This window comes from Campylobacter sp. 1569, from assembly GCF_024723675.1.
GTDB classification, from domain to species: domain Bacteria; phylum Campylobacterota; class Campylobacteria; order Campylobacterales; family Campylobacteraceae; genus Campylobacter_D; species Campylobacter_D jejuni_C.
Genome location: NZ_JANQDB010000004.1, coordinates 81,067 through 95,563 on the forward strand (window position 1 = coordinate 81,067; position 14,497 = coordinate 95,563).

Here is a 14,497-nt window from a genome sequence, read left to right on the forward strand (position 1 = left end):
TGTTGAAAAAGACGATTTTATTTGACTTAGATGGCACTTTGATAGACTCTACAAGTGCCATTTTAGATGGTTTCGATGCTGCTTTTAAAGCTTTTGGTGAGCCTTTAAGAGATCATGAAGCCATTAAAGCTTTAATAGGCTTTCCTTTAGATGTAGCTTTTGAAAAACTTGGAGTGCCAAAAGAAAAAACAAGTGAGTATATTAATGCTTATAGAAGTGTATATCAAAAAATCTATATAGAACAAACTTCTTTGCTTTCTTTGGCAAAAGAAAGTGTATGCGAGGCTAGTTTATTTGCTGATTTAGCTGTTGTAACAACTAAAAGCTCTAAATTTTCCAAACCTTTGCTTGATCATTTGGGTATAGGAAAATACTTTAAAGTTATCATAGGTAGAGATGATGTGACTTACCCAAAACCAAATGCTGAACCTATTTTATTAGCTTTAGAAAAATTATCTAAAAGCAAAGAAAATGCATTTATGATCGGAGATACTCATTTAGATATTCAAGCAGCTTGTAATGCAGGTATTAAACCCATAGCAGTAAGTAGTGGTTATGAAAGCAGAGAAAGCTTAGCTAAATTTAAAATTCCACTTTTTGAAAACACCTATGAGGCTATAAAACATATAAAAAATATCCGATAACTTCACATTCAAGCTTTATATATCTAAATATAAAAATTTTTTATCATTGTTTAAGATAATTAAAGATAAAGTAGCTATTGATTTTAAGTAATTATTTTAATTATAAGGATAATTAAATGAGTAAAATAATGAAAACGATGGATGGTAACGAAGCGGCAGCTTATGCTGCCTATGCATTCACAGAGGTTGCTGGAATTTATCCTATTACCCCAAGCTCTCCTATGGCAGATTATACTGACATATGGGCTTCTCAGGGTAAAAAAAATCTTTTTGGAGTACCGGTTAAAGTTGTAGAAATGCAAAGTGAAGCAGGAGCAGCAGGGACAGTTCATGGTTCTTTACAAGCAGGCGCTTTAACTACTACCTATACAGCATCTCAAGGGCTTTTATTAAAAATACCAAATATGTATAAAATCGCAGGTCAGCTTTTACCTGGGGTTATCCATGTGGCAGCTAGGGCTTTAGCTTCTCAAGCATTATCTATTTTTGGAGATCATCAAGATGTTTATGCTGCAAGACAAACAGGCTTTGCTATGCTTTGTTCACACTCTGTGCAAGAAAGTATGGATTTAGCAGGTGTTGCGCATCTAGCAGCTATTAAAGGTAGAGTGCCTTTTATGCATTTTTTTGATGGTTTTAGAACAAGCCATGAAATTCAAAAAATCGAAGTAATGGATTATGCGCATTTTGATCGTTTGCTTGACCGTGAGGCTTTGTTAGAATTCAGAAATTCCTGTCTAAATCCAGAAAATCCAAAAACAAGAGGCACGGCTCAAAATGATGATATTTATTTTCAAACAAGAGAGTTGGCAAATAAATACTATGAAGCTATTCCTGATATTGTTAATGAATATATGCAAGAAATTTCAAAAATCACAGGAAGGGAATACAAGCCTTTTGTGTATTATGGGGATAAAAATGCAACACGCATTGTAGTAGCAATGGGTTCAGTAACCGAAGCTTTAAAAGAAGTTGTAGATCATCTAAACAGTAAAGGCGAAAAAGTAGGGGTTTTAAAAGTTCATTTATATAGACCGTTTAGTTTAAAATATTTATTTGATGTAATGCCTCAAAGTGTTGAAAAAATAGCTGTTTTAGATAGAACTAAAGAGCCAGGAAGTTTAGGTGAGCCACTTTATTTGGATTTAAAAAGTGCATATTATGGAAAAGAAAAAGCACCTTTAATCGTTGGTGGTAGATACGGGCTTTCTTCAAAAGATGTTGATCCTGCTCAGTTAATAGCAGTTTTTGAAAATCTAAATCAAGCAAATCCAAAAGATGGTTTTACTATAGGAATTAATGATGATGTAACCTTTACTTCATTGCCTGTGGGAGAAAAAATTTCTTTAGGCGATGAAAGTACTATAGAGTGCTTATTCTATGGACTTGGTGCTGATGGTACTGTAGGAGCAAATAAAAACTCTATTAAAATTATAGGGGATAAAACAGACTTTTATGCACAAGCTTATTTTGCATATGATTCTAAAAAATCAGGTGGTTATACAAGAAGCCATTTAAGATTTTCTAAAAAACCTATCACTTCAACTTATTTAGTTTCTACACCGCATTTTGTAGCGTGTTCAGTGGCTGCATATTTAGAAATTTATGATGTTTTAGCAGGTATTAGAAAAGGTGGAACTTTCCTTTTAAATAGTATTTGGAGTGCGCAAGAGACTATTAAAAAAATTCCAAATGCAGTAAAAAGAGTTTTGGCGCAAAAAGAAATTAATTTTTATATCATTAATGCTACAAAACTTGCTAGGGAAATAGGACTAGGTAGTAGAACAAATACAATTATGCAATCAGCGTTTTTCAAGCTTGCTAATATCATTCCTTTTGAAGATGCACAAAAATATATGAAAGAATTAGCTTATAAATCATATAGCAAAAAAGGTGATGCTATAGTTGAGATGAATTATAAAGCTATTGATGTAGGTGCAGATGGACTTGTAAAAGTTGATATTGATCCTTCTTGGGTAAATTTAGCCGATGAAGCAAAAGAAGAAACTATAGCTTATAAAGGCACTGAGTTTGTTGAAAAAATCGCAAAACCTATGAATGCGGCTAAGGGTGATGATTTACCAGTTTCGGCATTTTTGGGCTATGAAGATGGTAGTTTTGAGCATGGTACTACTGAGTATGAAAAAAGAGGCGTTGGTGTTATGGTGCCAAGATGGATAGAAACTAATTGTATTCAGTGTAATCAATGTGCTTCAGTATGTCCACATGCAGTTATTAGACCATTTTTAATAGATGAAAAAGAATTAGAAAAAGCTCCAGTAGGTGTAAAAGAACATAGCTTAAATGCAAAAGGTGTAAAAGAGCAAAAATTAAATTTCAAAATTCAAGTTTCACCACTTGATTGTACAGGTTGTGAGCTTTGTGTGCATGAGTGTCCTACTAAAGAAAAATCTTTAGTAATGGTGCCACTAGGCGAAGAGCTTGATCATGGTGAGCAAGAAAATGCAGATTATTTATTCAAAAAAGTAAGCTATAAAGATAATATCTTAAATAGAGAAAATGCAAAAGGTATTCAATTTGCACAACCTTTATTTGAATTCCATGGTGCATGTCCAGGGTGCGGGGAAACTCCTTATATCACTTTAATTACTAGATTATTTGGTGAAAGAATGATTATTGCTAATGCAACGGGTTGTAGTTCTATTTATGGTGGTTCAGCTCCTTCAACTCCATATAGAAAAAGTAATAAAAATGGTCATGGGCCTGCTTGGGGTAATTCTTTATTTGAAGATAATGCTGAATTTGGTCTTGGTATGAAAATAGCAACTGAAACAACAAGACATAAAATAGAGCAAATCATGAGTGAAAGTATGCAAGAAGTTCCTAATGCACTTTCTGCATTATATAAAGAATGGATTGCAAATAAAGAAGATTCTAAAGCTTCTTTAGAACTAAGAGATAAATTAGTTCCATTATTAGAAGAAAATAAACAGATTAAAACTGTAAATGATATTTTGGAGCTTAAAAGCTATTTGAGTAAAAAATCACATTGGATTTTTGGTGGTGATGGTTGGGCTTATGATATAGGTTATGGTGGGCTTGATCATGTTTTAGCAAGTGGTGAAAATGTTAACATTTTAGTGCTTGATACTGAAGTTTATTCAAATACAGGTGGTCAAAGTTCAAAATCTTCAAGAACAGGTTCAGTAGCGCAGTTTGCTGCAGCAGGTAAGCCAGTACAGAAAAAAGATCTAGGTCAAATTGCTATGACTTATGGTTATATTTTTGTAGCTCAAGTAAATTCTAATGCAAATTATGCGCAATTGTTAAAAGCAATAATAGCAGCAGAAGCTTATGATGGGCCTTCTTTGATTATCGCTTATTCTCCTTGTATAGCTCATGGTATTAAAGGTGGACTTGGAAATTCAGGAAATCAAGCAGAACTTGCTACAAAATGTGGATATTGGCCAACTTATATTTATGATCCGCGTTTAGAAGCTGAAGGTAAAAATCCTTTAACAATTTCTTCTAAAGAGCCTGATTGGGATTTATATGAAAGCTTTTTAATGAATGAAGTACGTTATAGTTCACTTAAAAAATCAAATCCTGAGCAAGCAAAAGAATTGTTTGAAAAAAATAAAGCAGAAGCACAACGCCGTTATAGACAACTTAAACGCTTAGCAAGTGCTGACTTTAGTAATGAAAACTAAAATTTGCTTCGATTTTTACTTGTGAGTTTATGGGTACTTAGTGCTTTTGGCGCTAAGTACCCATTTTTGAATCAAAGCTGTAATGATATTGATTTTTCTTTGGTTCAAGATCCTTTTTTTCAAAAAACTACAAATATAAAATCTGATTTTTCTTTGCAAGCTATTGTTTCTAATAAAGTTAAGATTAATGATAAATGGTATGCTTTAAATGATGATATTGAAGGTTTTAAAATTGTTGAGATAAAAAATTCTCAAGTTATATTGATAAAGGAAGAAAAAATCATGGTTTTAAAATTGTATGAAAAAAATAATATTTTTATTTATTAGTATTTTAACTTTTACAAATGTTTTTGCTTCACAGTGTCATCAACGCTTTTTTGATATAAGCGTAGAAAATAAAACTTCTTTGATTGAAATTTTAAATGAACTTGGTAGAGAATGTGGTTTTAGCATTATAATAAAAGATTTATTAGCTAGAGAAAAGTTAAATCATACTCAAAATTATTTACACATAAGAAAAATGTCTTTAAGAGAAATTTTTAAACTTTTATTAAAGGAAAATAATCTTGCTTATGAGTATGAAAAAAATATTTTAAAAATTTATGGAAGACAAGTTAAAACTTTTAAAGTGCATTATATAAGCTCTATTAGAGAAGGACAAAGTATTACTAAAGCTTCAGTGGATTCAAGACCTAAACAAGGTGATTATGATAGTACCAAAGAAGCAGATAATCTAGTTATTAGCACAGATAAATTTGATTTTTGGGAAAAAATTTCAGAAGAAATACAAGCTTTATTAGATAAAATACAACTAAGCCTATTGTTAATACTAATGCAGGGATTATTACTTTAAATGCTACTTTGTATGAGCTTGCAAGAGTTGAAAAATATTTAAAAGATTTAAATAAAAGACTTAAAAAGCAAGTTTTAATTGATGTAAGTATAGTTGCAGTGCATTTAAATAAAAGCCATTCAAGCGGGATTAACTGGCAAGAGCTCGCTTTTAAACTTAATGGTGATGATAATGATTTTATAATCAATAAAGGTGGTGTTAGAAATATCAATCTTAAAGCCAATGTTGAAACTAAGGCTATTTTAAATTTATTACAAGAAAATGGCAAAACCACTGTGCTTTCAAATCCCAAGCTCATGGCACTTAATAATCAACAAGCTATTATATCCATAGGCGATACGATTAATTATCAAGTAAAAGAAAGTTCTAAGGGTACTGAAAATGGTACGACCATTAGTGAAACTTATAATAATTATTCTATTTTTGTAGGAATTTTACTAAATATTTTGCCTGAAATTTCAGATGATCACAAAATTATGCTTAGAATTAATCCTAGTTTGAGTGATTTTAAATATAGTGTTGATAATTATAGGCAAAATAAACCAAGAAATATAGCACCAGATACCATACAAAAAAAGCTTTCTACTGTAGTTGAAGTTGATGATGGACAAACTTTAATTTTAGGTGGATTGATTAGTAAAAATACGATTAGTAATCATAATGAAGTAAGTGCTTTATCTAAAATACCGCTTTTTGGAGTATTATTTCAAGGAAAGCAAAATTTAGAAGATATTAGCGAAATAGTTTTTATTATCAAGCCAAGTCTAATAAGAGCTGATAAAAAAGTATTAAGTTTAAAAGAATTAGGTTTTGAACATGAAGATGATATGTTTTAATTTTTTAATTTGTTTGTCTTTTTTAAATGCAATAAATATTCAAAATGAAAGTTTTGAGCAAAATGTATTCTATGAAAAATTTATTAATCACCCAAGTTATGAAAATGCTTTAAATTTAGCTAAGTATTTCTATCAAATCAAAGATTATCAAAAGGCTATCTTTTGGGCTGTTGAGGCAAATGAATTTGAGTTGTTAGAAAAAGAAGCATGGCTGGTTTTTATTAATGCTAAATTAAAACTTGGAAAACATGAAGATGCTTTAAGAGCTAAAGAAGAGTATGAAAAACTTTTAGGAAGTTATTTTGAATGACACAAAAGCAATAAAAACTTTAGATAAATTTACTTTACAAGAATTGGCTTTAGAGTATAAATTAGAAATTTTAGATTTAGATCAATCTCTTAAAATAGAAAAGTATCTTCATGTTTTACCTTTTTCTTTAATAGAGCAATATAACATTTTTTGTTTTTATGAAGATGATGAAAATATTCATATAGCTTCTTCTAAACCTTTAGATGAGAATATTTTAGAAAAAATACAAAATTTATACCGCCTAAAGATGATTAAAATTTTTCTTTGTGACTTTACACAATTTAAATTCTTGTTAGAAAGAATTAAATTTTTAATTTGTTTTCAAAACTATCTTGATAAATTAGAGCTTAATTTGACAAGTGATGAAAATAAAGATGAGTTTTTATTAGAGCAGTTTTTGAATTTAATTTTAACTTATGCTTGTTTTTTAAGAGCAAGTGATATTCATTTGGAGCCTTTGGAAAATGAAGTTTTGATAAGATTTAGAATAGATGGAGAATTAAAATATATCCATAGTCTTGATGCAGGTTCTTATCAGGCTTTATTAATGCATATAAAAATCATTGCCTTGCTTAATGTAGCTGAGCAAAGACAAGCTCAAGATGGGAGTTTTTCTAAGATTATTTTAGAGCAAAAATATGATTTTAGAGTTTCAATCATGCCTTTGTTGTTTGGACAAAGTGCAGTGCTTAGGATTTTGAAACAAGATGAGCATGTTTTAAAACTTGATAGACTTTTTATTAAAGAAGAAAATTTAAATTCGTTAAAAACATATATGAATGCACCCTATGGTTTGATTTTATTTTGTGGACCAACAGGAAGTGGTAAAAGCACTTTTATGCATGCTATTTTAAGCGAGATTGATCAAAATAAAAAAATTATTACTCTGGAAGATCCTATAGAATACAAACTTAAACATGCTCAGCAAATTTTGTTAAATTCTAAAACCGGCTTTGATTTTCATAAAGCTTTAAGAGCGGTTTTAAGGCAAGATCCTGATGTGATTATGGTAGGTGAAATTAGAGATGATGAGAGTTTGGATATAGTTTTAAAAGCTTCTTTAAGTGGACATTTAGTTTTGAGTACCTTGCATACTAATGGTGCTATAGAAGCTATTTTTAGAATGAAGCACATGGGTGCAAAAGAATATTTAATAGCTTATGCGTTTAATTTGATCATAGCCCAACGCTTGGTAAGAAAGCTATGCGAATGTAAAGAAGCTAGTGATGAAAAATTTCATTTTCAAAATCAAGTTTTTGAAGGAAAACTTTATAAAGCAAAAGGTTGCTCTAAGTGTATGTATAGTGGATATAAAGGGCGTTTAATGGTGGCTGAGTTTTTATTTTTAGATCGCAATTTAAAAAGTATGATAGAAAATAATGCAAATTATGAAAATATTTTAACTTATGCTTTAAAAAAAGGTTTTTTAACTTTAGGCATGGATGCTTTGGAAAAAGTTAAGCTTGGTTTAACAAGTATAGATGAGTTAAGAAAGATTAGTTTTTGAAAAAATTTATAATTTTTTACATTTTAAATCAAGAACAAAAACAATGTATAATTAAAGCTAAAAATTTATATGAAGCTAGAAATCTTGCGCAAAAATCATTTGAAAATATTATTAGTGTTGAAGAGTATTTTGGAGTAATAAAACATAAAATTAAAGAAGAAGAGCTTATTTTTATCCTTAAAGATTTATATATGGTTTTAAAAGCGGGATTAAGCTTGCAAGAGGCTATTTTAGAGTTTGCAAGATCAAATTATGATATGCGTATAACCAAGATATTTAGTGTAATTTATAATAAACTCAAAAATGGAAGTTCTTATAATGAAGTTTTTAGAGATATTTTAAATTCTAGAGAATGCGCTATTTTAAAAATTTGCGATGGTAAGGAGGATTTATATAAGGCTTTTGAGATTATCATTGAATTAAAAGAAAAAAACCTTCATAGTTTTAAGCAGTTTAAAAAGGCTATAACTTATCCGCTTTTCGTTTTTATATGTATTATTTTAGCTTTTTTTGTGCTGATGATTTTGGTTTTGCCTGAATTTAAAACTTTATTTTTGCAGCTTGAATTAGATTTGCCAAAAATTACTCAAATTCTTTTTATTGTAGGAGATTTTTTTAAACATTTTTATGTATTTATTTTATTGAGCGCAGGAATTTTTATAATACTTTTATATTCTTTTAGAAAATCTTTGTTTTTTCATAAAATTCTTTTTCATTTTCCTGTTTTTGGAAAAATAATATTTTATCAAGATAAATTTTGTTTTTTCTTGATTTTTTCGTATTTATTAAAAGCAGGGGTGGATATAAAAAGAGCTTTTGAGCTTGCTTGTGAAGGTATAGAAAATCAATTCTTTAAAAATAAAATGCTTATTGTAAAGACTTCATTTGAATCAGGACTTGATTTAGCTCAAGCTTTTTTCGAAATAAAGCTTTTTGATCCTTTTGTGATAAGAATGTTAAATTTAGCTTTAAAAAGCTCTAGGTTAGATGAAAGTACTTATGAGCTTGCTTTATTTTATGAATATAAAAAAGAAAATTACACCCAAAGACTTTTGGTTATTTTAGAACCTTTAATGACAATTTTTATGGCGAGTTTGATTTTAGTTTTAGCCTTGGGTGTGTTTTTACCTATGTGGCAAATTAGTCAAGGAATTTAAGCAAGATAATCATAAGCAACCTTGGCTATAGTTAAAGCAACCATAGTTAAAAAGAGTTTTTTGATAAAAGTTCCTTGTGTTTTTAAGACTAGTTTTGAGCCTATAAAAGCCCCTAAAATTTGGCCTATACCCATTAAAATACCAACTTTCCAAAGTACCTCATAAGAGTATAAAAATACTCCTAAGGCTACTATATTGCTAGTGAAATTTAATATTTTGGTATTAATGCTTGCATTTTTCATACTAAAACCAAGAAATATCACGCAAGCAAAAATCCAAAAAGACCCTGTTCCAGGTCCTAAAAAGCCATCGTAAAAGCCAAGTAATAAACCAAAAGTGATTTGAAAACTTGTGGTGCTCATTTTAGCTTTATTATGTACATGGCCTAAATCAGGTTTGAAAATAGTATATAAAAAGATCAAAATAAGACAAATTAATACAATGATTTTGACAGCATTTTGATCTATTAATAAAACCGCATAAGTTCCAATGGCTGCACCAATAGCAGTAAATAAAATTCCTAAAGCTATCTTCTCTATATGCATAGATTTTCTATAAGCTAAAACTGCAGTGAGTGAGCCAAAAGTGCTTTGGAGTTTATTAGTAGCTAGGGCTAAATGAGGAGGAATTCCACAAGCAAATAAAGCAGGTATGGTAATAAGTCCACCACCACCTACAATCGCATCAACACAACCTGCAAAAGCTGCAACAAAAAATAAAATCACATAATAAGTTAATTCAAGCTCCATAAGCTTTCCTTGTTTTGTCCAATTCTATAAAGAGCAAAATCATATTTTATAGGATCTTGTGGATCAAATTTTTTAAGATTTTGCGTAAGTTCTAAAACACTTTTAAAATCATAAATCTTACGCTTTAAAAGCTTAAGTTTTAATGAAACTTTATGAGTGTGGGTATCTAGGGGTATGAGTAAGTCTTTTTTGTCTATATTTTTAAACAAACCTAAATCTAACTCATCTTTTCTCACCATCCACCTAAGATACATATTGTATCTTTTTAAAGGACTTTTTGGAATGCGAAATTCTTTCGAAAAGAAAAACTCATAACCATAACTTTTATAAGGATTAAGTTTATAAATTGTTTCTATGAAAGTTTTTATTGCATGCGTGATATCTTGATCTTTTTGATAAGCCTTGGTAAAAATATTTTCTATGCTATCTTCATTTTTTAAGCGTTTGAGTGTGATGAAAATTTGAGCTATATCTTGAGAGTTTTGAAAGCGGTATTTTAGATTTTTACATTCTTTTTTAATAACTTCATCATTTCTTTCAAGCAAGGAAAAATCAAGTTTATTTAAAAAACTTACAATATTTTTAGCATTTCCATAAGCAAATAAAGCACAAAGCAAGGCTATATTTTCATCTTTATAAACACTTGCAATTTGCAAAGGATCAGGATGAGAAAAAAGCTCTTTTTGAGTGTTTTTGTTTAAAATTACTTCATCTAAAAGAGCTTTAATTTGCATTAAGATTTTAAACCAAGCAAGGTTTCAAGCATTTGATCAACGGTGGTTACGATTTTAGCTGCAGCGCCATAACTTGCTTGATATTGTATGAGTGCTGCTAATTCTTCATTAGTATTTACACCACTTTTTGATTGATATTCTGCATAAGCTGTATTAAATACTGTCATATTAGTTGCATGTGCAAAGCTATTACTTTCAGCATCTGAAGCAATTTGACCTGTAAATTTTCTATAATATCCATCTAAAGTCATAGTATCTACTGTACCATCTTTATTATAAAAATTTACTTTTTGATTTTGAAGTTGTAACATAGCATTTGCTACATCATTATTCCCGTCAACTCCATTTGAGCTTGCTTTTAGGCTATTTGGGTCATTTCTAATGCTTGAATTTACATTGATATTGCTTGCATCTTGACCATTAAAAAATGAAGATACATTTAAAGCACCTGGGAAATTTGTGCCATTGTCTTTAAAAGCTATTTTATAACCTTTTTTTAAGCCATTGATTTGGAAATTTCCACTATCACTTTGTCCATCATAATGATAAAAAGCTTGAAAATAATCATTTAAATCATTACCACCAACACCATCTTTGTTATCATCTATATCTGCATTGATTTGTTTGACGACATCTTCTATAGTAGTATTAACATCAATTTTTATAGTTCTTGTGGCTACTGCATTACCTTTTTCATCATAAATTGTAATGTCAAAGCTTCCTGCTTGAATATTTTTGTCATAACTCATTAAAGAAGTATCAGGTTTTAAACCTTTTAAATCATCTGAATTGACTCTATCTGTAGCTGCTTGAGCATAGACATTATTAGTTTGAGTTATAAGTGTTTTTGTAAAGGTATTGAGCATATCTTTATACTCTTGTAATTTTCCATCGCTATAAGTATCATGATTACCATCGTAATTTCTACCTCTAAGATCAAGTTGAGCTCCAAGCTGTCCGCCTGAAATTTTGCTTGTTAAATCATAGCGGTTTTCATCATTTACTTCATAATAAATTTGATAAAAACCATTAGGGTTGTTATTGTCTAGTTTTAAAGGGTGAAAGCTAGAGCCATTGACTATACTAAAGCCTTGAATGCTTAAATCATAGTATCTTCCAGAATCAGTCATGGTAGATTCTAAAGTGCTATCTTGAGAGCTTGTTCCTTTCCAAGCTACTGCATTGACTAATTTTGAAAGTCTAAGTTCAAGCTCATCTCTTTTATCTCTTAATTGATTTGCATTATCGGTAGGTAAAACTTCTTCATTTTCAAGTTGTTTGTTAATATTTGCAATTTCTTGACCAATGTTGTTAATTTCATCTACAGTTTGTTTGATTTGCTCATTGACAGTTTGTTGCATTTTATTAAGATCTTGTAAGGTTTTTTGTATGTTTTGAGTTAATGTATTTGCGCTATTAACAAGATCTATTTTACTTGCTCCATCACTTGGATTAGAAGCAAAGTTATTCCACGCATCATAGTAGTTTTTATAATCTTGTAAAATACCAGTTCCTTGCATATCAGGAAATCTTTGGCTTGCTTCTTGTAAAATTTGTCCTAAGTAATTTGTATAGTTTTGCTGGGTGGTAGCGTTTTTTAACTCATAATAAGAATGCTCATCATGTAATCTTTTAATAGTATCAATTTGCGTACCTGTTCCTAGGTGTAAGCCACCTCTATCAAGAGACATGCCCGAACTTTGCACAGCTCTTTGTCTAGTATAAAACACCGCATTTGCATTAGAGATATTATTACCTGTTGTGTTAATTTGAAGTTCAGCAGCTCTAATACCGCTAACTCCTGTATATAAGCTATCAAAAATTCCCATGACTTAACCTTTAAACATTGATCTTAAATAATGAATCTGGAATTGTTTTTTGATCTCCATAAGCATTATTTGTTCCATTTTGTTCAAACATTGTATTTAAAAGATTGTCGTAAAAATTTTTAATAATAAGAGCTAATTTAGCGTATTCTTTATTTTTTTGATGTAAGGTGTTTAAATTTTGCTTTAAAAGTGCAAGTTTTTCTTTATCTTCATCGTCTAAAAGCTCATCTAAGCCTTTATTATTTCCTTGATTGCTAAGTTCTATTAAAGCCTTATCAAGATTTTTTTTAGCAATTTGAAAGTCATTTACAAGTTTAGTTTTTTCCTCTACGCTTTTGCTTACATGTTGGTGATTAGCAGCTTGAATTTGGGTTATATCTTCTAAAGTAAGATTGATGAGTTTTTCTAAAATAGAATTTGTTTCGTCTAAGTGTTGTTTAACCATTTTTTATCCTTTCTTAGGCACTAACCCAAAAAAGGATAAAAATTATAATAAAGAATCTGCTATTGCTTTAGAAGTGGCTTGTAAGTCTATTTTATACGCGCCATTTTTTATTTGTGAAGCAATCAAAGATGCTTTACTTTCCTCTGTTTTTTGAGTTTCTTTTGCCTTGTTGTTTTCTTTGTTTTCTGTTTTATTTAAATCATTAGTAGCAACTTGAGCTACATAACTTTGATGTATAGGGTTTATCATTTTAAGCCTCCAGTTCTATTGAAAAACTCTAAGAACTATATCGACACTTAAAAAAATAACTTAACCCCTTTCTTTTAAATAATCAAATAATAATTTTGAAAAACCTAACCCCCCGCTTAATGCTTTACTCATAGTATCATTATACATAGATGAATAAATTTCATCACTTGCGTCTTTTCCAAATAAAGAATTTTCTTGTTTTAAAGAAATATCCAAAACGCTTTTGATTAAAAAAGCTTCAAAAGCATCGGTTTGTTCTTTTAAAGCTTTATCTTCATCGTTTAATGCTTGTATATGAGTTAAATCGTTTTTAAAAGCACTATCTGCATAGTTTTTAGCAGCCTTGTAGCTATTGTTGTGTTTAGTAATGCTTTCATAAAGCTCACTGCTATAATTTTTGCTCGCTAAATAATTATCAACTCTCATCATATCACCTCTAATTCAGCACTAATTGCACCGGCTCTTTTTAGATTTTGCATAATAGCTATGATATCATTTGGTGCTGCTCCAAGTTTATTTAGCATTCTAGCTATGTTTGCCACTGTTGTTTTATTGTTTGTGATTTTTAAAGTATTAGATACGGGATCTAAAATACCACCATCTTTCATATCGATTTCATTTTGTCCTAAAGCTACGGTATTGTTTGGATCAATTTTTATAGTAATATCTTTATGAGTGATTAATATAGGTTCAACTTCTATATTTACACCTGCTACTATAGTTCCTGTTCTTTCATCGATGATTACTTTACTTTCTGGAGTATAAGCTATATCTTGTTCTAATACTCTTGCCATAAATTCAACATGAGAAAATTCTTCAGGTTTTGTTAATTTTATAGTTCTAGAATCTAAAGCCTTTGCTATATCTGTATCAAAAATAGTATTTAAAACTCTTTCTATATTGTTAGCTGTTTTAAAGTCCGCTTCTTTTAAGCTTAAAACTAAATCTTCACTTTGGCTAAAATTTTGTGGAATTTCTCTTTCTACTACCGCACCATTGATAACATTTGCTGAGGTTGAGTGTGTTCCTGCTGCACCAGGTCTTGGACTAAGTCCGCCTATTGCCAAAGAACCTTGGGCTACTGCATAAATTTCTCCATCAACACCTTTTAGAGCTGTCATAAGTAAGGTTCCACCTTGTAAAGATTTTGCATCGCCTAAAGAAGCTACACTTACATCAAGCTTATCCCCACTTCTTGCAAAAGCAGGAAGTTTTGCTGTTACCATTACTGCTGCTGTGTTTTTTGATTTTATATCGCCCGGGCTAATTTTTACATTCATACCTTGAAGCATATTTGAAATAGATTGTAGAGTAAATTCGCTACTTGTACCATCTCCGCTTCCATTTAAGCCAACAACCAAACCATATCCTATAAGTTGGTTATCTCTAACACCTACCACATTAGTAAGTTCTTTGATAGTAGCTGCAAAAACACTTAGACTTAGCGTTAAGCTTAAAAATAATATTCTCATCGATTCTTCCTTTAATCTATGCTATTTTACATAAATTAAAG

At 30.0% G+C, this 14,497-nt stretch carries 13 protein-coding genes and 1 pseudogene; 7 read left to right on the forward strand and 7 right to left on the reverse strand.

Features of this window, described 5'->3' with window-relative positions; genetic code table 11:
* Nucleotides 1-2 precede the first annotated feature (2 nt).
* From CAMP5060_RS03155 to CAMP5060_RS03185, 7 genes and pseudogenes are all read left to right on the forward strand, one after another.
* The gene (locus tag CAMP5060_RS03155; RefSeq protein ID WP_261544984.1) at nucleotides 3-644 is read left to right on the forward strand and encodes an HAD family hydrolase; all 642 of its coding nucleotides are present in this window, start codon (nucleotides 3-5) and stop codon (nucleotides 642-644) included.
* Between the two features lie 116 nt (nucleotides 645-760).
* Nucleotides 761-4,315, forward strand: a complete 3,555-nt coding sequence (gene nifJ, locus CAMP5060_RS03160; RefSeq protein ID WP_087700438.1) for a pyruvate:ferredoxin (flavodoxin) oxidoreductase — start codon at nucleotides 761-763, stop codon at nucleotides 4,313-4,315.
* A 21-nt stretch (nucleotides 4,316-4,336) separates the two neighbouring features.
* Nucleotides 4,337-4,642 carry a hypothetical protein gene (locus CAMP5060_RS03165; RefSeq protein WP_337217894.1) on the forward strand — a complete coding sequence of 102 codons (306 nt, stop codon included), beginning with the start codon at nucleotides 4,337-4,339 and terminating at the stop codon, nucleotides 4,640-4,642.
* Nucleotides 4,614-6,004, forward strand: a pseudogene (gene mshL / locus CAMP5060_RS03170) (pilus (MSHA type) biogenesis protein MshL). The gene CAMP5060_RS03165 and the pseudogene mshL overlap by 29 nt, the downstream one beginning before the upstream one ends.
* On the forward strand, nucleotides 5,985-6,314 hold the full coding sequence (locus CAMP5060_RS03175) for a hypothetical protein (RefSeq protein WP_087700443.1): 330 nt from the start codon (nucleotides 5,985-5,987) through the stop codon (nucleotides 6,312-6,314). Before mshL ends, CAMP5060_RS03175 begins: the two are co-directional and overlap by 20 nt.
* On the forward strand, nucleotides 6,307-7,821 hold the full coding sequence (locus CAMP5060_RS03180; RefSeq protein WP_214099929.1) for a GspE/PulE family protein: 1,515 nt from the start codon (nucleotides 6,307-6,309) through the stop codon (nucleotides 7,819-7,821). The genes CAMP5060_RS03175 and CAMP5060_RS03180 overlap by 8 nt, the downstream gene beginning before the upstream one ends.
* Entirely contained in the window at nucleotides 7,818-8,978 is a 1,161-nt protein-coding gene (locus CAMP5060_RS03185) for a type II secretion system F family protein (protein WP_214099930.1), read from the forward strand. The genes CAMP5060_RS03180 and CAMP5060_RS03185 overlap by 4 nt, the downstream gene beginning before the upstream one ends.
* Here CAMP5060_RS03185 and CAMP5060_RS03190 read toward each other — a convergent pair.
* The 7 genes from CAMP5060_RS03190 to CAMP5060_RS03220 are packed head-to-tail and all read right to left on the reverse strand — an operon-like array spanning nucleotide 8,975 to nucleotide 14,456.
* Complete coding sequence (locus CAMP5060_RS03190) at nucleotides 8,975-9,727, reverse strand: TSUP family transporter (protein ID WP_214125882.1); 753 nt, start codon at nucleotides 9,725-9,727, stop codon at nucleotides 8,975-8,977. The two genes, CAMP5060_RS03185 and CAMP5060_RS03190, sit on opposite strands and share 4 nt — an antisense overlap.
* Nucleotides 9,712-10,461, reverse strand: a complete 750-nt coding sequence (locus CAMP5060_RS03195; RefSeq protein WP_337217895.1) for a TIGR02757 family protein — start codon at nucleotides 10,459-10,461, stop codon at nucleotides 9,712-9,714. The genes CAMP5060_RS03190 and CAMP5060_RS03195 overlap by 16 nt, the downstream gene beginning before the upstream one ends.
* A complete protein-coding gene (gene flgK, locus CAMP5060_RS03200; protein ID WP_214099933.1) occupies nucleotides 10,461-12,290 on the reverse strand; it encodes a flagellar hook-associated protein FlgK in 1,830 nt (609 codons plus the stop codon). The genes CAMP5060_RS03195 and flgK overlap by 1 nt, the downstream gene beginning before the upstream one ends.
* Before the next feature lie 10 nt (nucleotides 12,291-12,300).
* On the reverse strand, nucleotides 12,301-12,735 hold the full coding sequence (gene flgN, locus CAMP5060_RS03205; protein ID WP_087700450.1) for a flagellar export chaperone FlgN: 435 nt from the start codon (nucleotides 12,733-12,735) through the stop codon (nucleotides 12,301-12,303).
* A 42-nt stretch (nucleotides 12,736-12,777) separates the two neighbouring features.
* Nucleotides 12,778-12,984: a hypothetical protein gene (locus CAMP5060_RS03210; RefSeq protein WP_039625456.1), complete on the reverse strand. Its 207-nt coding sequence runs from the start codon at nucleotides 12,982-12,984 to the stop codon at nucleotides 12,778-12,780.
* Between the two features lie 60 nt (nucleotides 12,985-13,044).
* Nucleotides 13,045-13,410 carry a rod-binding protein gene (locus CAMP5060_RS03215; RefSeq protein ID WP_039617679.1) on the reverse strand — a complete coding sequence of 122 codons (366 nt, stop codon included), beginning with the start codon at nucleotides 13,408-13,410 and terminating at the stop codon, nucleotides 13,045-13,047.
* Nucleotides 13,410-14,456, reverse strand: coding sequence for a flagellar basal body P-ring protein FlgI (locus CAMP5060_RS03220; protein ID WP_087700451.1), 1,047 nt, complete (start codon nucleotides 14,454-14,456; stop codon nucleotides 13,410-13,412). Before CAMP5060_RS03220 ends, CAMP5060_RS03215 begins: the two co-directional genes overlap by 1 nt.
* Nucleotides 14,457-14,497: the final 41 nt, after the last annotated feature.